Below are 18439 nucleotides of genomic sequence, written 5' to 3' on the forward strand. Positions count from 1 at the left end.
GGCCCCCGCCACCGGGGGCCGCTCACCCGGCGGCGTGCACGCAGCCCCCCGCCCACCAGCGCCGCGCACCCCTGCCCCGGCACCCCCGCCCCAGGACCCCGCCCCGCACACCGGCCCCGGCACCCCCACCCCAGGACCCCACCGCCGCGCCCCGCCCGTTCCGGGGATGCGCCGGAAATAGCGTCCGCCGCTTCCGGCGGCCCCCCGGAAACAGCGCGCGCCGCTTCCGGCGACCCCCGGAAACGGCGCGCGCCGCGACGGCTCAGTGCACCTGGCGGGTGTGTCCCTCCCAGTACGGCGCCCGCAGCTTGAACTTCTGCAGCTTCCCGGTCGCCGTCCGAGGCAAAGCGTCCACGAACTCCACGCGCTTCGGGCACTTGTACCCCGCCAACCGCGTCCGGCAGAACGCGATGACTTCCTCCGCCGTCACGTCCGAGCCGTCGGTGACGATCAGGGCCGTGACGAGCTCACCCCACTTCTCGTCCGGAATCCCGATCACGGCCACTTCGCGCACGGCCTCGAACGAATTCAACGCGTCTTCCACCTCGATCGACGACACGTTCTCGCCGCCCGAGATGATCACGTCCTTCTTCCGATCGGTGATCGCGAGATAGCCGTCCTCGAACGCGCCGCCGTCTCCGGTGTGGAACCAGTTCCCGGCCTGCGCCTCCGCCGTCGCGTCGGGGTTCTCCCAGTACGCGTCCAAATTGTGGTTGGACTGGGCCAGGACCTCGCCGGACGGATCCACTCCGATCCGGACGCCCAACGCCGGTGCACCGGCGCGCCCCAGCAACCGGGCCTGCTCCGACGGCGGCTCCGCGTCCCACTCGGCCCGCATGCGGTTCACGGTCAAGATCGGCGCGGTCTCGGTGAGGCCGTAGATCTGGATGAACTCCCACCCGAGGTCCGACCGGATCCGCTCGATCGTCCGGGTCGGCGGCGGCGCTCCGGCCAGGATGACCCGCACCCGGTCGCGCCCGGGGACCTCGCCCTCCCAGTCGTCCAGAGCCGACAGGACGGCGTTCAGTACGGCCGGGGCGGCGCACATGATCGTCACCCCGTGGGACGCGACCCGCCGCAGGATCTCGGCTCCGTCCACCTTCCGCAGCACCACCTGGTGGACGCCGAGCCCGGTCATCGCGTACGGCATGCCCCACCCGTTGGCGTGGAACATCGGCAGCGTGTGCAGGTAGACGTCCCGATCGGACACGCCGGCGTGCAGCGCGAACACCGTCGCGTTCAGCCAGTTGGCCCGGTGCGTCAGCTGGACGCCCTTCGGGCGGGCGGTCGTCCCGGACGTGTAGTTCAACGTGCAGGTGGCGGCCTCGTCACCGCTCCACGCGGCCGGAGCGGCGGAGGACGACGAGAACGACCCGAAGATCTCCTCGTCGGAGGACTCGCCGAGCACGTACGTGTGCTTGGCCGAGACCGAGGACAGCAACCCCGACAACTCCGGGTCCACCAGCAACACGTCCGCCGCGCAGTGCTCGACGATGTATTCGATTTCCGACGCGCTCAGCCGGAAGTTGATCGGGACGAAGATCCGCCCCCAGCCCGACACGCCGAAGAACGACGTCAGCATCCGCGCCGCGTTGTGCGACACCATCGCCACCCGGCCACCGACCGGGACGCCCAGCGAGTCCAGCCACGCCGCCTGGTGCCGCGCCGCCGCGGCCAGCCGGCCGTACGAGACCGCTCCCAGCGACGGAGCCGGCTGCGAAGGCTCATCGGTCACGCCGATGCGATCGGGATAGACCGTCTCCGCCCGATCGAGAAAATCCTTCACGTTGAGGGGATAGAACATCCGGCCACCTCCGCCGCAGGTCGTTCAGGTGCAGAAAGGTTATCCGGCTGCAACCGTGCCGCACCCGGAACTGCCCCCGGATTGCACCCGAGCCGCACCACGCTGGCTCCCACAAGCGCACACGCGCACGCACGCGCACACCACCGCGACCACCCCAGCTATCACCCAAAAAACGACAACGGGCATTACAGACATTGCGCGTTCCAGTGAGGCAGTTCACCCTCGATGCAATCGGCTGGTCACCGCGGGTTTACTGTCAGCAACGACGTGTTGCGTAACTGTTACCGCGGCCCGTTGCAATGCCCGATCGGTTCTGGTGAAGTGTGCGCACTAATGTTGGATCCGGTCGTGATCCACACAGCAAGGAGGCGCACTGATGCCCACCCCTTCGCTTGACTCACTGCTGAGCAACAGCGGCATGAGCCGCCGGACGGTGCTCCGCGCCGCCGGCCTCGGAGCCGGTGTGTTCGCGGCCGCTCCGCTCCTGGCCGCCTGCACCGGCTCCAGCGACAGCGATTCCGGCAGTAGCGGCACCGGCACGGTCACGTTCGGCTCGAACGGATCCGACGAGGTCCCGAAGAAGGCGTACGCGGACCTGATGGCTTCGGCCAAGACGGCGGAGAACCTCACCGTCAAGATCAACACGGTCGCCCACAACGACTTCCAGAACAACATCAACAACTACCTCAAGGGCAGCCCGGACGACGTCTTCACGTGGTTCGCCGGCTACCGCATGAAGTCGTACGCGAAGCAGGGCCTGGTCGCCGACATCGACGACGTCTGGGACAAGGTCGGCAGCAACTTCTCCGACGCGTTCAAGACCGCGTCCACCGGTGACGACGGCAAGAAGTACTTCATCCCGATCTACAACTACCCCTGGGGCTGGTTCTACCGCCCGAGCGTGTGGAAAGAGAAGGGCTACACGGCCCCGAAGACCTGGGACGAGTTCATCACCCTGGCCAAGAAGATGAAGACGGACGGCCTGAACCCGATCGCGTTCGCCGACAAGGACGGCTGGCCGGCGTTCGGCACGTTCGACTACCTGAACATGCGCATCAACGGCTACCAGTTCCACGTCGACCTGATGGCGCACAAGGAGAGCTGGGCGGACGCGAAGGTCCAGAAGGTCTTCTCGGCCTGGAAAGAGATCTTCCCGTACCAGTCGGCCGACTCCCTGGGCCGTACCTGGCAGGAAGCCGCCCAGACGATCGTCAAGAAGACGTCCGGCATGTACCTGCTCGGCTCGTTCGTCGGCCAGCAGTGGCCGACCGGCGACACCGACATCGACTTCTTCACGTTCCCGGAGATCGACTCCGCGGTCGGTGCGGACGCGATCGAGGCCCCGATCGACGGCTTCATGATGAGCAAGAAGGGCGGCCAGAACAAGAGCGCCCGGAAGCTGATGGAGTACCTGGCCACCGGCAAGGCCGAGGACGTCTACCTGGCCACCGACACCAACGACGTCGCGGCCGCCAAGGACGCCAGCACCGCCAAGTACAACGCGCTGCAGAAGAAGGCCGCCGAGGTCATCGGATCCGCGAAGAACATTTCGCAGTTCCTCGACCGGGACGCCGAGCCCGCGTTCGCGAACAACGCCGCGCTCCCCGCCTTCCAGCAGTTCATCAAGGATGGCGACGTCGCCGCGGTGACGAAGAACCTCGAGGCCCAGGCCAAGCAGATCTACGGCAGCTGACCCGAGACGATGACGACCCCCCAGGCCACAGTGGCCACGCACAGCAAGCCGGCCCACCGCCGAGGCAAACTCCGCCGCCTGACCGGCACGGACAAGATCGTCCTCGGGATCATGGTCGGTATCCCCACGCTGATCGAGCTGCTGCTGGTCTGGGGGCCGGCGCTGTTCTCGGTACTGCTCGGGTTCACCGACGCGCGCACGGACATCGACCAGCCGGGCGGCACCCACTTCGCCGGGCTCGACAACTACAAGTTCATCACCAGCGACTACCCGCCGTTCTGGCCGGCCGTCGAGCACAACATCATCTGGCTGGTCTTCCTGGCGGTCATCGCCACCCCGGCCGGCCTGTTCATCGCGGTGCTGCTCGACCAGAACCTCAAGGGCTCGCGGATCTACCAGAGCATCTTCTTCATCCCGGTGATGCTCTCGCTGGCCCTGGTCGGCATCATCTGGCACCTGATCTACAGCCCGGACGCCGGTCTGCTGAACAGCGTGCTCGGCACGGCGGGCACCAAGGACCAGATCGACTGGTTCGGCGACTCCAACATCAACCTCTGGGCGGCGCTGGTCGCGGCGTCCTGGAAGCACGTCGGCTACATCATGGTCCTGTACCTGGCCGGCCTGAAGGGCGTCGACCCGTCGTTGCGTGAAGCCGCGGCGATCGACGGCGCGAACGCGGTGCAGACGTTCTTCCGGGTCGTGTTCCCGGCGATGCGCCCGATCAACATCGTGGTCGTCGTCATCACGGTCATCGAGGCGCTCCGCGCGTTCGACATCGTCTACGTGATCAACCGCGGGACCAATGGCCTCGAGCTCCTGTCGGCGCTCGTCGTCCAGAACCTGGTCGGTGAAGGGACCCAGATCGGCGTCGGCGCGGCCATCGCGACCGTGCTGCTGGTGATCTCGCTGGTTCCGATCGTCACGTACCTCTGGCAGACCTTCCGGAGCGAGGAGAAGTCATGACGGTCCTCACCGAGACCGGTGGTGAGACCACCGCGCCGCTGGCACCGGCCAAGACCGCCGAGGGCGGGCCGAAGCTCAGCCGCGGCGGCCGGATCTTCAGCTACTCGTTCCTGACGGTCACGGCGCTGGTCTGGCTGGTGCCTCTGGTCTGGGCGATCTACACGTCATTAAGGCCAGAAAAAGACACCCAGCAGTACGGGTACCTGAGCTTCGGTGGGTCGTTCAACTTCGACAACTACACAAACGCCTGGAACCAGGGTGGCTTTTCCAAGTACTTCGTCAACTCCGCGATCATCACCATTCCGGCCGTCATCCTGACGCTCGTGATGGCGTCGATGGTGGCGTTCGCGGTGTCGCGCTTCAAGTGGAAGTTCAACGTCACGCTGCTCATCCTGTTCACCGCAGGCAACCTGCTCCCCCAGCAGATCCTCGCAGCGCCGCTGTTCCAGCTGTACAAGCACTTCGAACTGCCGTACTCGGTCAGTGACTCCGGCTCGCTGCTCAACACGTACTACGGCGTGATCGCGGCCAACATCGCGTTCCAGGTCGGGTTCTGCACGTTCGTGCTGTCCAACTACATGAAGGCGCTGCCGGGCGAGCTCACCGAGGCCGCGATGGTCGACGGTGCCGGCGTGTGGACGCAGTACTGGAAGATCATCCTTCCGCTGTGCCGCCCGGCCCTGGCCGCGCTCGGAACGCTGGAAGTCATCTGGATCTACAACGACTTCTTCTGGGCGTTGCTGTTCATCCAGTCCGGCGACCGGCTGCCGATCACGACCGGTATCAACAACCTGTTCGGGCAGTACGCGCAGAACGACAACCTGATCGCGGCCGGCGCCATCATGACCGCGATCCCGGTACTGGCCATCTACGTCGCGCTGCAGCGTCAGTTCGTCGCCGGTCTCACGCTCGGCGGTAGCAAGGGATGAGGGCAGTCACCGAACGCCTCGGCGGCCGTCTGGCCTTCGGCGGCGACTACAACCCCGAGCAGTGGCCGGAGTCGGTCTGGCTCGAGGACGTCGCACTGATGAAAGAGGCCAAGGTCAACCTGGTCTCGGTGGGCATCTTCTCCTGGGCCCTGCTCGAACCGGCCGAAAAGGAGTACGACTTCGGCTGGCTCGACCGGGTCCTCGACCTGCTGCACGACAACGGGATCGCGGTCGACCTGGCCAACGCGTCGGCCACCCCGCCGCCGTGGTTCTCCCGGCGCTACCCGGACTCGCTCCCGGTGGACGTCGACGGCCGGCGTCGCTGGTACGGGGCCCGGCAGGCGTTCTGCCCGTCGTCGCCGGACTACCGGACCGCGGCCGCGCGGCTGACCCGCACGATCGGCGAGCGCTACACCGGCCATCCCGCGGTGAGCATGTGGCACGTCCACAACGAGTACGGCTGCCACAACTGGCACTGCTACTGCGACACCTCGGCCGAGGCCTTCCGCACCTGGCTGCGCGACCGCTACGAGAACATCGCCACGCTCAACGAGGCCTGGGGCACCGCGTTCTGGAGCCAGCGCTACTACGACTGGGCCGAGGTCATCCCGCCCCGGACCCCGGCGTACAACTCGTTCGCCAACCCGACCCAGCAACTGGACTTCTGGCGGTTCTCCTCCGACGAGCTGCTGGACTGCTTCCGCGCCGAGGCGGAGATCCTCCGCGAGGTGTCGGATCTTCCCGTCACGACCAACTTCATGACGTTCTTCAAGCCGCTGGACTACTGGGCCTGGGCGGCCGAGCAGGACCTGATCAGCAACGACCACTACCGCATCGTCGAGGGTCTGGGCGAAGGCGGCGCGACGCACGACCTCGCGATGTCCGGCGACCTCGTCCGGTCGCTGGCGGGCGGCCAGCCCTGGCTGCTGATGGAGCACTCGAGCTCAGCGGTCAACTGGCAGCACCGCAACCCGGCCAAACTCCCCGGCCAGATGCGCCGGGACAGCCTCACCCACACCGCCCGCGGCGCCGACGGCGCGCTGTTCTTCCAGTGGCGCCAGTCCAAGGCCGGCGCGGAGAAGTTCCACTCCGCCCTGGTCCCCCACGCGGGCACCGACAGCCGGCTGTGGCACGACGTCACGCAGCTCGGCACCGATCTGGAGAACCTTCGGGAGGTCGCCGGCTCCACGGTGCGGGCCGAGGTGGCGATCACCGTCGACTGGGAGTCCTGGTGGGCGATCGAGCTCGACTCGCACCCCACCGCCGACGTCACCGGCCTGGGTGAGCTGCGCCGGTTCCACCGCGCGCTCTGGGAACGCGGGGTGTCGTGCGACTTCGTCCACCCCGACCACGACCTGTCGGCGTACCGGCTGGTCATCGTGCCGACGCTGTACCTCACCGGCGGCGAGGCGGGCCCCAACCTGACCGAGTTCGTCGAAGCCGGCGGCACCGCGCTGGTCACCTACTTCTCCGGGATCGTGGACCACAACGACCACGTCCGGCTGGGTGGCTACCCGGGCGCATTCCGCGATCTGCTCGGCGTCCGCGTGGAAGAGTTCGCGCCGCTGCTCGAAGGGCAGAGCGTCCGGATCGACGGTCTGGACGCGACCGCGACCGGAACCCTCTGGACCGAGGCGGCGACCGCGACCACCGCGGAGACGCTCGCCACCTACGGCGAGGGGCCGCTCGCGGGCCGGCCGGTCCTCACCCGCAACGCGGTCGGTGACGGCGAGGCCTGGTACCTGGGCACCCGGCTCGACGCGGTCAGCCACCCGGCGGTCGTCGGGCGTCTGCTACGGACGGCCGGAGTCCGGCCGGTTCTGCCGATCGACGAGTGGCCGGTCGGCTTGGATGTGGTGGAGCGGGTCGGCACCGACGCTCGTTACGTGTTCGCGGTGAACAACGGTGACGCGGCGGTAGCCCTGCCGGTTCGTGGGCACAACCTGCTCACGGGTGCGGAATGGGCGGAGGACGACCAGGTCGGCCCCGGCGACGTCGCCGTCATCCGAGCCTAGGAGGGACGATGGGTATGCGCGAAGCAGCCAGTTGGCTGGCGCCGGGTCGGGTGAACCTGATCGGCGAGCACACCGACTACAACGACGGCTTCGTGCTGCCGCTGGCCATCGAGTACGGCTGCAGAGCGACGGTCTCCCCGGGTCCGGACGGCCTGCTGCGGTTCGTCTCCGCGCAGGAGTCCGACCCGGTCGAGATCCGCATCCCGGCCCTGCAGCCGGAGCGGATGACCGGCTGGGCCGCTTACCCCGCCGGCGTGCTCTGGGCACTCGGACCCGACCTGCCCGGTCTGACCGTGACCGTCGATTCCGACGTGCCGCTGGGCGCGGGCCTGTCCTCGTCCGCCGCGCTGACCTGCTCGGTCGCCGGGGCCGCGAACGACCTGCTGGAGCTGGGCCTGTCACCGCGCGAACTGGTCGCGGTGGCCCGCAAGGCCGAGAACGGCTTCGTCGGCGCGCCGACCGGCGGGATGGACCAGCTGATCTCCATGCTCGGCGAGGCCGGCTCGGTGCTGTTCTGCGACATGCGCTCGCTCGAGGTGCGTCCCGTCCGGTTCGATCTGGACGCCGATGAGCTCGCGCTGCTCGTGGTGGACTCCAGAGCCCCGCACCAGCACGCGGACGGCGAGTACGCGGCCCGGCGGCGCTCGTGCGAGCGGGCCGCGCACGTGCTCGGTGTGCGGGCGCTGCGGGACGTGTCGCTGTCCGGCCTCGACGAGGCACTCGAGAAGCTCGCGAGAGACTCCGAGGGCGAGGAGCTGGTCAAGCGGGCGAGGCACATCGTCACCGAGAACGCCCGGGTCAACGATGTCGTCGCGCTGCTCGAATCCGGTCGCGTCCGCGAGATCGGTCCGCTGCTGACGGCCTCGCACGCGTCGATGCGCGACGACTTCGAGATCACGGTTCCCGAGGTCGACGTGCTGGTCGAGTCACTGCTCTCGGCGGGCGCCTACGGCGCCCGGATGACCGGCGGCGGGTTCGGCGGCTGCGTGATCGCCCTTCTCGACGCCGACGCCGTCCCGGCCGCGACGCAGGCCGCGGCGAACGCGGCCGCGGCCCGTGGGTTCACCGCCCCGCGCGCGTTCGTCACGTCCCCGGCGGCCGGTGCGCACGCACTGGACGGCCCCGATGCTGGCTAGCCAGCGGCAGGCCCGCATCGTCGAGGAGATCCGCCACGGCGGCGGGGTGCGGGTCAGTGACCTCACCGAGCTCCTCGGTGTTTCCGACATGACGGTCCGACGTGACCTGGAGGTGCTGGCCAGGGCCGGCGTCCTGCACAAGGTGCACGGCGGCGCGGTGCTGGCGACGTCCCGCCGCACCGACGAGCCCGGGTTCGCGGCGAAGAGCGCGCTGCAGCAACCCGCGAAGGAGGCGATCGCGGCGCGCGCCGCGGAGCTGATCACGCCGGGCACCGCGATCGCGCTGTCGGCCGGCACCACGACGTGGACGCTGGCCCGGCACATCACCGCGATCCCCGAACTCACCGTGGTGACGAACTCGACGACGGTGGCCGACATCCTCGAGGCCCAGGCGCCCCGGGCCGGGTTCACCGTGATACTCACCGGCGGGGTACGGACGCCCAGCGCCGCGCTGGTGGGGCCGGTCGCCGACCAGTCGATCGCGTCGCTCCACGTCGATCAGCTGTTCATCGGTATGCACGGCATGGACGCCGCCGCCGGGCTGACGACACCGAATCTCGCCGAGGCGCAGACGAACCGGGCGCTGATCAACAGCGCGAAGGAGGTCGTCGTGCTCGCCGACTCCACCAAGTGGGGCATCGTCGGGCTCGCGGACTTCGGCCCGCTGTCCACGGCGGACGTTCTGATCACCGACAACGGCCTGCCACCGGCCGCGCACGACATCCTGGCCGAGGCCGTAGGCGAACTCATCGTCGTGGACGCCGCCGACACCGGTATTCCCTCTGCGCCTTCTGTCGGAGACCGCACATGACTCCATTGCCCGCCGACGTCCTCCGCTCCGCTCCTCGGTCGCCAGGGCTCCCTACGATGCTCACTTCGGAGATCGGCTCATGACCGCCCGGCAGCAGATCCACCTCAGCGACGGACGGGAGCTGTTCTACTTCGACGACCTGCCCGGCAAGGACCGTTCGGCCGTGGACGAACGCGGCCTGCCGCACGTGCTGAGCGTGTCCGAGCGGCGCTGGGACTCGCTGGCCGGCGAATGGGTCGTCATCGCCGGGCACCGTCAGTCCCGGACGTTCCTGCCGCCCGCGGACCAGTGCCCGCTCGACCCCACCCGCGACGAAGACCACCGCACCGAGATCCCGGCGCACGACTACGACGTCGTCGTGTTCGAGAACCGGTTCCCGTCGCTGTCGACGTCGACCCCGGTGGAGTCGTCGCTGCACGGGCTGTCGCACGTCGAGCCGGGCAACGGACGGTGCGAGGTCGTCTGTTTCACCAGCGACCACGCCGGGTCGTTCGCCTCGTTGCCCGCGGAACGCGTCCGGACCGTCCTCGACGCGCTGATCAACCGGACCGTCGAGCTCGGACGCATCAACGGCGTCGAGTACGTGTTCTGCTTCGAAAACCGGGGCGAGGAGATCGGCGTCACGCTCTCGCATCCGCACGGTCAGATCTACGCGTACCCGTTCGTCCCGCCGCGGATGGAGCGGACCCGGCAGTCGCTGCGCGAGCACCACGAGGCGACCGGGGAGTGCCTGCAGTGCGCGTTGCTGCAGTCCGAGCAGGCCGACGGCGTCCGGATCGTCGAGAAGGGCTCGCACTTCACCGCGTACGTGCCGTTCGCGGCCCGCTGGCCCTACGAAGTGCTGATCGTGCCGCACCGGCACGTGCCCGACCTGCCCGCGCTCGACGAGGCCGAACTGGCCGAACTGGCCGAGCTGTACCCGGCCGTGCTGCGGCGGTTCGACGCGCTGTTCGACGGGCCGGCGCCTTACATCGCGGGCTGGCAGCAGGCGCCGGTGCGGTTCGACCGGGATCTCTGGCACCTCGCGCTGCAGGTGTTCTCGATCCGGCGTGCGCCCGGGAAACTCAAGTACCTCGCGGGGTCGGAGTCCGGTGCCGCGGTCTGGATCAACGACATCGCCCCCGAGCGGGCGGCCGCCGCGCTGCGGGGCGAGAATTGAGCCCATGCTGACGCCGGATGAGCTCCTGACCACGACCCGCAGTGTCCGCAAGCGTCTGGACCTGACCCGGCCGGTGCCCCTCTCACTGGTACGCGAGTGCCTGGAGATCGCGTTGCAGGCGCCGTCCGGATCGAATCGGCAGGACTGGCACTGGGTCGTGGTCACCGACGCGGCCAAGCGGAAGGCCGTCGCGGACTTCTACTCCGATTCGTGGGAGCGCTACATCGCGTCCGGGCGCTCGGCCGGCGAGCTGTACGCGGACGACCCGGCTCGATCGGCCGTGCAGCAGCGGATCGGAGATTCGGGCCAGCACCTGGCCGACCACCTGGCCGAGGTGCCCGTGCTGCTGATCCCGTGCATCCGGGCCGGGTCGCTGAGCGCGGGCAACCAGGCCGGGCTGTGGGGCTCGATCCTGCCCGCGGTGTGGAGCTACATGCTCGCCGCCCGCGCTCGCGGCCTGGGCACGGCCTGGACGACGCTGCACCTGCGTCACGAACGGGCGATCTCCGACCTGCTGGGGATACCGGGCGGCTTCGCCCAGGCAGCGCTGATCCCGACCGCCTACTACACCGGCGACACCTTCAAACCGGCCTCCCGCCAGCCCCTCGACGAGGTTCTCCACATCGACTCCTGGTGAGGCTTAGACTCGCACCATGGATCAGGCTTGGAAGCTCGAACAGCACTTCTGGGAGGAGCTGAGCGAGGGTCGGGCCGCCGGGTTCTACGCACGTCACATGACGTCCGACGGGTACGTGGTACTGCCCAGCGGGGTCGTCGAGCGCGACGACCTGATCGCTCGGTGGCAGCAGCACGAGCCGCTCACCTACGAGCTGTCCGAGCCCCGTCTCCTGCTCGTCGACGGCAACGTGCTGGTGCACTACCGGGTGGTCGCCGACGGCTCCTGGCTGCCCGGCTACCGGGCTCACATCACGTCGATGTACACCTGGGAGGGCGGTGCGTGGGCCCTGGTCTTCCGCCAGCACACCCCGGAAGCCGCGTTCGCGTTCTGACCGGTCAGGACGGCTCGGACGCCGAGGACAACTCGGCGACCAGATCGGTGAGCACCCGCTGGGCCAGGTCGAGTTCGGCCGCCGCCCGGGCCAGCTCGGGGTCGTGCTCGGTCGACGCGCGCAGCGCGCCCAGGCGGGCCATCTCCTCGAAGCTCTCGCACACGTCGGCCAGCGCCATCGCGCCGATGTTGGCGGCCGACCCCTTGAGCTTGTGGGCTTTCTCGGCCACGGCCACCGCGTTTCCCGCGTGCACGGCGTCGCCCAGCGCGGCGAGGGTCTCCGGGGCGTTACGGACGAACGAGCCGACGAGCTCGGCCAGCAATTCCTTCTCGTCGTCGGTCGGCCCCGGCCCGGCGATGTCCGCGAATCGCCGCCGGATGCCCGCCTCCTGGTCGTCCACCGCGGGATCGTCGTCGGACGGGGCGGGAGCGACCGCGTCCAGGGCTGCGCGGAGGTCGTCGGCCCGCACCGGTTTGGGCAGGTAGCTGTCCATGCCGGCGGCCCGGCAGGCGGCCTTGTCCTCCACGAGGACGCTCGCGGTCATCGCGATGATGTGCGGCTGCCGATCCGGCGGGAGCTCGGCCCGGATGCGCCTGGTGGCCTCCAGACCGTCCATGTTCGGCATCTGGACGTCCATCAGCACCACGTCGTAGGGAGCGCGGTGGACGGCGGCGACGGCCTCGGCGCCGTCGGCGGCGGTGTCGACCCGGTGGCCCTGCTTGGCCAGCATCAGCTGGGCGACTTTCTGGTTCACCGGGTTGTCCTCGGCGAGCAGGATCCGGAGCGGGGCGACGGCCGGTCCGGGCAGCCCGGATGCGATCTCCTCCGGTACCGGTTGCATGCGCGCCACCATGCGGGCGACGGCCGACTGCAGGGCGCCGCCCCGGGCGGGCTTGGTGAGGATCGCGTCGAACAGCCGCTGCTGGTCCGGCCCCGGACGCCAGGCGACGCTGGTCAGCAGGATCATCGGGAGGTCCGCGGTCTGCGGCATCGCCCGTAGCCGGGCGGCGAGCTGGGCGCCGTCCATCTCGGGCATGTGCATGTCGAGGATCGCGATGTCGAGCGTGTCCTCGGCCCGGGCGAGGTCGAGTGCCTCGGCGCCCGAACGGGCGACGAGGCACTCCATGCCCCACCCGTCGAGCTGGAGGCTCAGGACCCGGCGGTTGGTCGCGTTGTCGTCGACGATCAGCGCCCGCGCCCCGGCCAGAGCCACCGACGCGGGCGCCCGGAGCTCGCTCTCGGCGCAGCCCCGCAGGCGAGCCGTGAGCGTGAACGTCGACCCGACCCCGACCTCGCTCTGCACCGCGATGTCGCCACCCATCGCGTTCGCCAGCCGGCGGCTGATCGCCAGGCCGAGGCCGGTGCCGCCGTACACACGGGTCGTCGACGAGTCGACCTGCGCGAACGAGCGGAAGACCCGGTCCATCCGGTCGGCCGGAATACCGGGCCCGGTGTCGCGGACCTCGGCCGACAGCTCGACCGGCCCGTCGGGCTCCGGATCGAGCCGGCGCCCCCGGACGGTCAGCACGACCTCGCCGACCGCGGTGAACTTCACCGCGTTGGAGAGCAGGTTCACCATGATCTGGCGCAGCCGGGTGACGTCACCGCGCAGCATCGCCGGGGTGCCCGCGGCCAAGCTGCCGACGAGTTCGAGGCCTTTGCGCTCGGCGTCCAGAGCCACCAGCGCGAGCGCACTGTCCATGCACTCGCGCAGGTCGAACGACTCGTCGTCGAGCTCGAGCTCGCCGGACTCGATCTTGGAGAAGTCGAGGATGTCGTTGATGATGCCGAGCAGCGCCTCGCCCGAGTCGCGGACGGTCTTCACGAACTCCCGCTGGTCGGCGTCGAGCTCGGTGTCCATCAGCAGCCCGGTCATGCCGATCACCGCGTTCATCGGCGTCCGGATCTCGTGGCTCATCGTCGCGAGGAACGCCGACTTGGCCGCGGCCGCCGCCACCGCGCTGTCGCGCGCGGTCGAGATGACCTCGATCGACGTGTTGACCGCGTGGCCCATCCGCTCGAGTTCGACCGGCCCGGAGACCGACGCCGAGTGGGTCAGATCACCGGCCGTGATGCGGTTCGCGGCCGCGGTGACCTCCTTTATCGGCCGGGTGATCCGCCGGGTCAGCCACCACGCCCCGAGGCCGACGACGAGTACCACGGCGATCGAGCCCCAGACGATCAGCGTCCTGGTGTGCAGCGCGCTGGCCTTGCTGGCGGCCTGACGCTGGTCGAGCAGGCGTAGCTCCTCGGTCCGCATCTCGTCCAGGCCGCCGGCGATCTGGATCATCGCGGCCGATCCCTGGCCGGTCAGCGTGAAGTTCTGCGCCGCGGCGAATCCGCTGGACTCGCGCAGCGACACGGTCTCGGCCATCACCGCGAGCTTGACCTGGGCCGGCGGATCCAGGCCGTCGAGCAGGGCCCGCTGGCGCGGGTTGTCCTCGGTCGCGGCGCGCAGCCCGGCGAGGTCGCCGCCGACCCGATCGATCGCGACCTGGTACGGGTAGAGGTAGCTGGCCTTGCCGGTGATGACGTAGCCCCGCTGGCCGCGCTCGGCGTCCAGGAACCGCTCGCGCACGGTCTCGATCCGGTACAGGACGTCGTACGAATGGTCGACCGGGGCCCGGTCGGCGAGCATGATCCCGATCCGGAGATAGGCGCTGAGCCCGATCACGACCAGCCCGACGAGGGCCAGCAGATACCCGATGGCCAGCAACCGGCCCACGGTGAGGCGGGCCCGGAACACGGGGTTCCGTGGTCCGGGCGGTGGCCCCTCCGTGCCCGCCAGCGCTCCCACTTCCTCTGCTCCCGTACTGCACCCGACGGGATCATCGGCGAGGAACCGACGCGCTGAAGAGTTTCTAGACCGGTATGGCCGCCCACACGGTCTTGCCGCCGGAGCCCTGCCGGCAGCCCCAGCGGGCCGCGATCGCGTCGATCATCGGCAGGCCGCGCCCGCGGGTCGACTCCGGGTCGAGCGGCCGGACGACGATCGGCCGCCGGCTCTCGTCCTGCACCGACACCTGGACGAACGACCCGCGTCGCCTGATCGCGAGCCGGAACGGGGTCTTCGCGTGGTCGACGACGTTCGCGACGAGTTCGTGCACCACGAGCAGGACGTCTTCGGCGGCCGTGCCCACGATCTTCCACTGGGCGAGCAGGGCCCTCACCGCACGACGGATCTCCGCGGTGGCCGCGGGGGTCGGATCGTGGGCTCCGTCGAGCTGGACGGCCGGATCACACGTGACAGTCATCGGACGGACCACCTCCATCGTTCGCACGACCCCTCCTCATCTCTCCCATGGGTACCGCGCTCCCGTGGAAGCGAAACGATCCAGTTGCCGTCAGGACACGGCAGCGACCTCGTCGATCAGGCCCGCACCCTCGAGCGCGGCGACCGTAGCCCTTCGACCGGACGAGCACCGGGATCGCGGTCCGAGCGGCGCTCGGACCGCCTCGGGTGTCAGTCGCCGGTCGCGATGCCGGCCACCACGTGCTGGAACGCCAGCTCGCTGGCGCCGATGAGAGCGGAATCGCGGCCCAGGCCGGGGGTGAGGAGCAGCAGCGCGGCGCGCGACTCCGCCTTGGAGCGGCGTCCGATCTCGGCCTCGACCGCCGTCCGCTCGATCCGCAGGATCTGCTCCATCGTGTCCCCGACGATGATCGCCTCGGGGTTGAACACGTTGACGAGGATCCCGAGCAGCCGTGCGAGCACCACGCCCTGCGCCGCGACCGCGGCGGCGGCCGGTTCGCACCCCTCGGCCGCGGACGCCAGCACCGCGGCCACCGCGGCCGACCCGGGCGGGCCGGTGTGCCCGGCCGCCCGCAGCATCGCGTGCTCCCCGAGGGACGTCTCGACGCAGCCGTTGCTGCCGCAGTGACACGGCGGGCCGTTCGGATCGAGCATGATGTGCCCGATCTCCCCCGCGTACCCCCCGGCACCGAGGACCTCGGCTCCGTCCACGATCACCCCGCCGCCGACGCCGACGCCCCCGGTCACGTAGACGACGTCCCGCAGTTGGCGGGCGGCACCGCGCTGGTGTTCGGCCAGCGCGCCGAGGTTCGCGTTGTTGCCGATCCGCACCGAGACGCTGTCGCCCAGCCGCCGCCGCAGCCGCGCCCCGAACGGCACGTTGCGCCAGCCGAGGTTCGGCGCGTGCACGACCATCCCGTCCGTGCGTCTCACCGTGCCCGGCACCGACACTCCGACGCCGACCAGCCGGGCGTCCACCGGCATGCGGGCGGCGAGCCACCGCGCGTCCCGCGCGATCTGGGTGAGCGCACCGGACGGCGACGACGGGGAGGCTAACGGAGTCTCCCGTCGTACGTGGATCCGGCCGCCGAGGCCGACCGCCGCGGAGACCATCCGCTCGACCTCGACCTCGACGGCGAGCACGTACGGGCCGTCCCGGCGGGGGGCGACCATGTGCGACGGGCGCCCGGCCTTGTCGCCCCCGGCCCGGTCGACACCGGCGGCCGGAACGTGCTCGTCGACCATGCCGCGACGCACCAGGTCCGCCACCAGATCGCCGATCGTGCTGCGGTTGAGCCCGAGCGAAGCGGTGAGCTCCGCCCGGCTCATCGCACCGTGCACGTGGATCTGATGGAGGACCTGGCTGAGGTTGTGTCGCCGGATCTCCTCCGGGCGCACGACCGTGGAACGCGGCACCGGAGGGTCAGTCTTCCGCGGGAGCCCTGCGGGAAAGCGCGTCGGCGCCGGCGGCGACCAGCAGCACCAGCCCGGTGACGAGGAAGACGTACGCCGAGCTGATGTTCTTGATCAGGTTCAGGCCGTTGGGGATCATCGCGATCACGATCGCGCCGATGATCGCGTCACGAACCTTGCCGCGCCCGCCGAACAGTGAGGTTCCGCCGATGACGGCGGCACCCACGGCGTACAGGACGTCGGTGTTCTTGCCGAAGTCGGACGGGACGCCTCCGAGGTACGAGGTGCCGATGATGCCGGCCAGTCCCGCCATGCCCGAGCAGATGATGAATGCCGACATCCGGATGCGCTTGGTGTCGACACCGGCTCGCTTGGCCGCCTCGCGGTTGCCACCGACCGCGTACAGGAACCGCCCGTACTGGGTGCGGGTGAGGACCAGCGTCCAGAACACGAACACCACCGCGACGACCAGCACCGCCCACGGCACACCCTGGATCTTCGCGAACACCGTCCGCGAGCGGTCCTGGTTGAGCACGTAGACCGCGATGCCGGTGACCAGCGCGATCGCCCCGGTCCGGACGAGCACCAGGTCGAGCGGCTCGGCCGACAGGCTCTCGCGCCGGCGCGTGAACGACTTGTACAGGCTCGTCCCCGCGTAGGCCAGGATCGCGACCGCCCACAGTACCCAGGCGACGACGACCGGCATGTAGCCGTTGTCGATCTTGTCGATCACGTTGAACTCGCGCGTCGGGATCGCCGCACCGGTGCCGATGAACTTCAGCAGCGCGCCCTGCCAGGCCAGGAACAGCGCCAGCGTCACGATGAACGACGGGATGCCGATCCGGGCGACCAGGAACCCGATCAGGGTGCCGATCGCGGTACCGACCGCCACCGACAGGAACATCGCGAGCAGCTGGTTGGAGCCCAGCTGCGTGACCGCGATCAGGATGCCGACCGCGATGATCGCGGCCGGGATCCAGAGCTTGGACAGCGCGGCCAGCACGACCGTGACGGCCATGACCAGCATCAGGACGACGAACACCCCGGTGCCGAGCGACTTCTGCAGGTCGCCGCCGTTGTTCAGCGCGAGCGCCATGCCCGCCGCGCACACGCCGCCCGCGGTACCGGCGGACAGGTCGATCTCCCCGATCAGGAGGACGAAGACCATGCCCATGCCGAGAACGGAGATCTGCGCGGCCTGCTGGAGCAGGTTCGCGAAGTTGCCCTTGCTCAGGAAGAAGTCGCTGGCGTTGGCGAAGATGATGACCAGCACCACGGCGCCGAGGACGGCCGGTAGTGCGCCGCCCTCACCGCCGCGCACCTTCTGGACGTAGCGCTTGAACGCGTCGACCAGGTTCTTCGGTCCGGCGTCGGACGCGAACGCGGCCGCATCGGCCTCGGAGGTCGTGCCCAGCGCGGCGTCGTCGGTCGCGACGCTGTATCCCTTGTCAGATGTCATCTTCAGTCCCTCAGAGGTTCGCGTCCGCGGTGGCGCGGGAGAGCCCGAGGTCACCCGAGCGGCCGGTGGTGATCAGCTCCACGACCTGGGCCACGCTGCTGTCCTTGGCCCGCACCTCGGCGGCGATCCGGCCGAGGTAGAGAGCGTCGATCCGGTCGGCGACCTCGATCACGTCGTTCATGTTGTGCGAGATCAGGACGACGCCGAGCCCGCGGTCGGCCAGGCGGCGGACCAGGTCGAGCACCTGCCGGGTCTGGGCGACGCCCAGCGCGGCGGTCGGCTCGTCGAGGATGACGATCCGGGAGTTCCAGAGCACGGCCTTCGCGATCGCGACCGTCTGGCGCTGGCCACCGGAGAGGCTGCTGACCGGCTGGCGGACCGACTTCACGGTGCGCACCGAGAGGCTGGCGAGCGTCTCGCGGGCCTTGCGCTCCATCTCGCCCTCGTCGAGCCAGCGGAGTTTGTTCTTGGCCTCGCGTCCGAGAAACATGTTCTCGACGATGTCGAGATTGTCGGCGAGCGCGAGGTCCTGATACACGATCTCGATGCCCAGCGCGGCCGCGTCCCGGGGGCTGTTCAGCGAGACGGGCTGGCCGTCGAAGAGGAACTCACCCGAGTCGGTGTGGTGGATGCCGGCGATGCATTTGATCATCGTCGACTTGCCGGCGCCGTTGTCGCCGACCAGTGCGGTGACCTCACCGGGGTAGACCGAGAAGTCGATGTCGTGCAGTACCTGGACCGGGCCGAAGCTCTTGTTGATCTTGCGCAGTTCCAGGAGAGGCTTGTCAGCCATT

15 protein-coding genes are annotated in these 18439 nt (G+C 69.5%); 9 read left to right on the forward strand and 6 right to left on the reverse strand.

Annotated features, from left to right (window positions below):
- Positions 1-262: 262 nt before the first annotated feature.
- Positions 263-1804, reverse strand: a complete 1542-nt coding sequence (locus ACIBZJ_RS12495; protein WP_395928624.1) for an AMP-binding protein — start codon at positions 1802-1804, stop codon at positions 263-265.
- A gap of 376 nt (positions 1805-2180) precedes the next feature.
- Between ACIBZJ_RS12495 and ACIBZJ_RS12500 the strand changes: the two genes are divergently transcribed.
- The 9 genes from ACIBZJ_RS12500 to ACIBZJ_RS12540 all read left to right on the forward strand — a co-directional run bounded on the left by ACIBZJ_RS12500 (position 2181) and on the right by ACIBZJ_RS12540 (position 11520).
- Entirely contained in the window at positions 2181-3497 is a 1317-nt protein-coding gene (locus ACIBZJ_RS12500; RefSeq protein ID WP_395928626.1) for an ABC transporter substrate-binding protein, read from the forward strand.
- Positions 3498-3506: 9 nt separating this feature from the next.
- The gene (locus tag ACIBZJ_RS12505) at positions 3507-4460 is read left to right on the forward strand and encodes a carbohydrate ABC transporter permease (RefSeq protein ID WP_395928628.1); all 954 of its coding nucleotides are present in this window, start codon (positions 3507-3509) and stop codon (positions 4458-4460) included.
- Complete coding sequence (locus ACIBZJ_RS12510; RefSeq protein ID WP_395928631.1) at positions 4457-5389, forward strand: carbohydrate ABC transporter permease; 933 nt, start codon at positions 4457-4459, stop codon at positions 5387-5389. The genes ACIBZJ_RS12505 and ACIBZJ_RS12510 overlap by 4 nt, the downstream gene beginning before the upstream one ends.
- Positions 5386-7404, forward strand: a complete 2019-nt coding sequence (locus tag ACIBZJ_RS12515) for a beta-galactosidase (protein WP_395928633.1) — start codon at positions 5386-5388, stop codon at positions 7402-7404. The genes ACIBZJ_RS12510 and ACIBZJ_RS12515 overlap by 4 nt, the downstream gene beginning before the upstream one ends.
- 14 nt (positions 7405-7418) lie before the next feature.
- A complete protein-coding gene (gene galK, locus ACIBZJ_RS12520; RefSeq protein WP_395928635.1) occupies positions 7419-8540 on the forward strand; it encodes a galactokinase in 1122 nt (373 codons plus the stop codon).
- Complete coding sequence (locus ACIBZJ_RS12525) at positions 8530-9351, forward strand: DeoR/GlpR family DNA-binding transcription regulator (protein ID WP_395928637.1); 822 nt, start codon at positions 8530-8532, stop codon at positions 9349-9351. The genes galK and ACIBZJ_RS12525 overlap by 11 nt, the downstream gene beginning before the upstream one ends.
- Before the next feature lie 79 nt (positions 9352-9430).
- Entirely contained in the window at positions 9431-10510 is a 1080-nt protein-coding gene (gene galT, locus ACIBZJ_RS12530) for a galactose-1-phosphate uridylyltransferase (RefSeq protein WP_395928639.1), read from the forward strand.
- Between the two features lie 4 nt (positions 10511-10514).
- A complete protein-coding gene (locus ACIBZJ_RS12535; protein WP_395928641.1) occupies positions 10515-11147 on the forward strand; it encodes a nitroreductase family protein in 633 nt (210 codons plus the stop codon).
- A gap of 16 nt (positions 11148-11163) precedes the next feature.
- On the forward strand, positions 11164-11520 hold the full coding sequence (locus ACIBZJ_RS12540) for a hypothetical protein (RefSeq protein WP_395928643.1): 357 nt from the start codon (positions 11164-11166) through the stop codon (positions 11518-11520).
- A gap of 4 nt (positions 11521-11524) precedes the next feature.
- Here the strand turns inward: ACIBZJ_RS12540 and ACIBZJ_RS12545 are convergent, their stop codons facing one another.
- The 5 genes from ACIBZJ_RS12545 to ACIBZJ_RS12565 form a co-directional block, all read right to left on the reverse strand.
- The gene (locus tag ACIBZJ_RS12545) at positions 11525-14266 is read right to left on the reverse strand and encodes a response regulator (RefSeq protein ID WP_395928645.1); all 2742 of its coding nucleotides are present in this window, start codon (positions 14264-14266) and stop codon (positions 11525-11527) included.
- A gap of 115 nt (positions 14267-14381) precedes the next feature.
- Positions 14382-14774, reverse strand: a complete 393-nt coding sequence (locus ACIBZJ_RS12550; RefSeq protein WP_395928647.1) for an ATP-binding protein — start codon at positions 14772-14774, stop codon at positions 14382-14384.
- A 209-nt stretch (positions 14775-14983) separates the two neighbouring features.
- The gene (locus ACIBZJ_RS12555) at positions 14984-16189 is read right to left on the reverse strand and encodes an ROK family protein (protein WP_395928649.1); all 1206 of its coding nucleotides are present in this window, start codon (positions 16187-16189) and stop codon (positions 14984-14986) included.
- A 7-nt stretch (positions 16190-16196) separates the two neighbouring features.
- Positions 16197-17645 (reverse strand): sugar ABC transporter permease, encoded by a 1449-nt coding sequence (locus tag ACIBZJ_RS12560; protein WP_395928651.1) that lies wholly within the window; start codon positions 17643-17645, stop codon positions 16197-16199.
- A 10-nt stretch (positions 17646-17655) separates the two neighbouring features.
- The gene (locus tag ACIBZJ_RS12565) at positions 17656-18438 is read right to left on the reverse strand and encodes an ATP-binding cassette domain-containing protein (protein ID WP_395928653.1); all 783 of its coding nucleotides are present in this window, start codon (positions 18436-18438) and stop codon (positions 17656-17658) included.
- Position 18439: the final 1 nt, after the last annotated feature.

It is taken from the genome of Cryptosporangium sp. NPDC051539 (genome assembly GCF_044454545.1).
Classification (GTDB): Bacteria; Actinomycetota; Actinomycetes; order Mycobacteriales; family Cryptosporangiaceae; genus Cryptosporangium.

Excerpts from the sequence above, each read along its gene's own strand:
- ACIBZJ_RS12535 (WP_395928641.1), top strand. The coding sequence starts at position 10,515 with ATGCTGACGCCGGATGAGCTCCTGACCACGACCCGCAGTGTCCGCAAG.
- ACIBZJ_RS12560 (WP_395928651.1), bottom strand. The coding sequence starts at position 17,645 with ATGACATCTGACAAGGGATACAGCGTCGCGACCGACGACGCCGCGCTG.
- ACIBZJ_RS12540 (WP_395928643.1), top strand. The coding sequence starts at position 11,164 with ATGGATCAGGCTTGGAAGCTCGAACAGCACTTCTGGGAGGAGCTGAGC.
- ACIBZJ_RS12505 (WP_395928628.1), top strand. The coding sequence starts at position 3,507 with ATGACGACCCCCCAGGCCACAGTGGCCACGCACAGCAAGCCGGCCCAC.
- galK (WP_395928635.1), top strand. The coding sequence starts at position 7,419 with ATGCGCGAAGCAGCCAGTTGGCTGGCGCCGGGTCGGGTGAACCTGATC.
- ACIBZJ_RS12495 (WP_395928624.1), bottom strand. The coding sequence starts at position 1,804 with ATGTTCTATCCCCTCAACGTGAAGGATTTTCTCGATCGGGCGGAGACG.
- ACIBZJ_RS12515 (WP_395928633.1), top strand. The coding sequence starts at position 5,386 with ATGAGGGCAGTCACCGAACGCCTCGGCGGCCGTCTGGCCTTCGGCGGC.
- galT (WP_395928639.1), top strand. The coding sequence starts at position 9,431 with ATGACCGCCCGGCAGCAGATCCACCTCAGCGACGGACGGGAGCTGTTC.
- ACIBZJ_RS12565 (WP_395928653.1), bottom strand. The coding sequence starts at position 18,438 with ATGGCTGACAAGCCTCTCCTGGAACTGCGCAAGATCAACAAGAGCTTC.
- ACIBZJ_RS12525 (WP_395928637.1), top strand. The coding sequence starts at position 8,530 with ATGCTGGCTAGCCAGCGGCAGGCCCGCATCGTCGAGGAGATCCGCCAC.
- ACIBZJ_RS12550 (WP_395928647.1), bottom strand. The coding sequence starts at position 14,774 with ATGACTGTCACGTGTGATCCGGCCGTCCAGCTCGACGGAGCCCACGAT.
- ACIBZJ_RS12510 (WP_395928631.1), top strand. The coding sequence starts at position 4,457 with ATGACGGTCCTCACCGAGACCGGTGGTGAGACCACCGCGCCGCTGGCA.
- ACIBZJ_RS12500 (WP_395928626.1), top strand. The coding sequence starts at position 2,181 with ATGCCCACCCCTTCGCTTGACTCACTGCTGAGCAACAGCGGCATGAGC.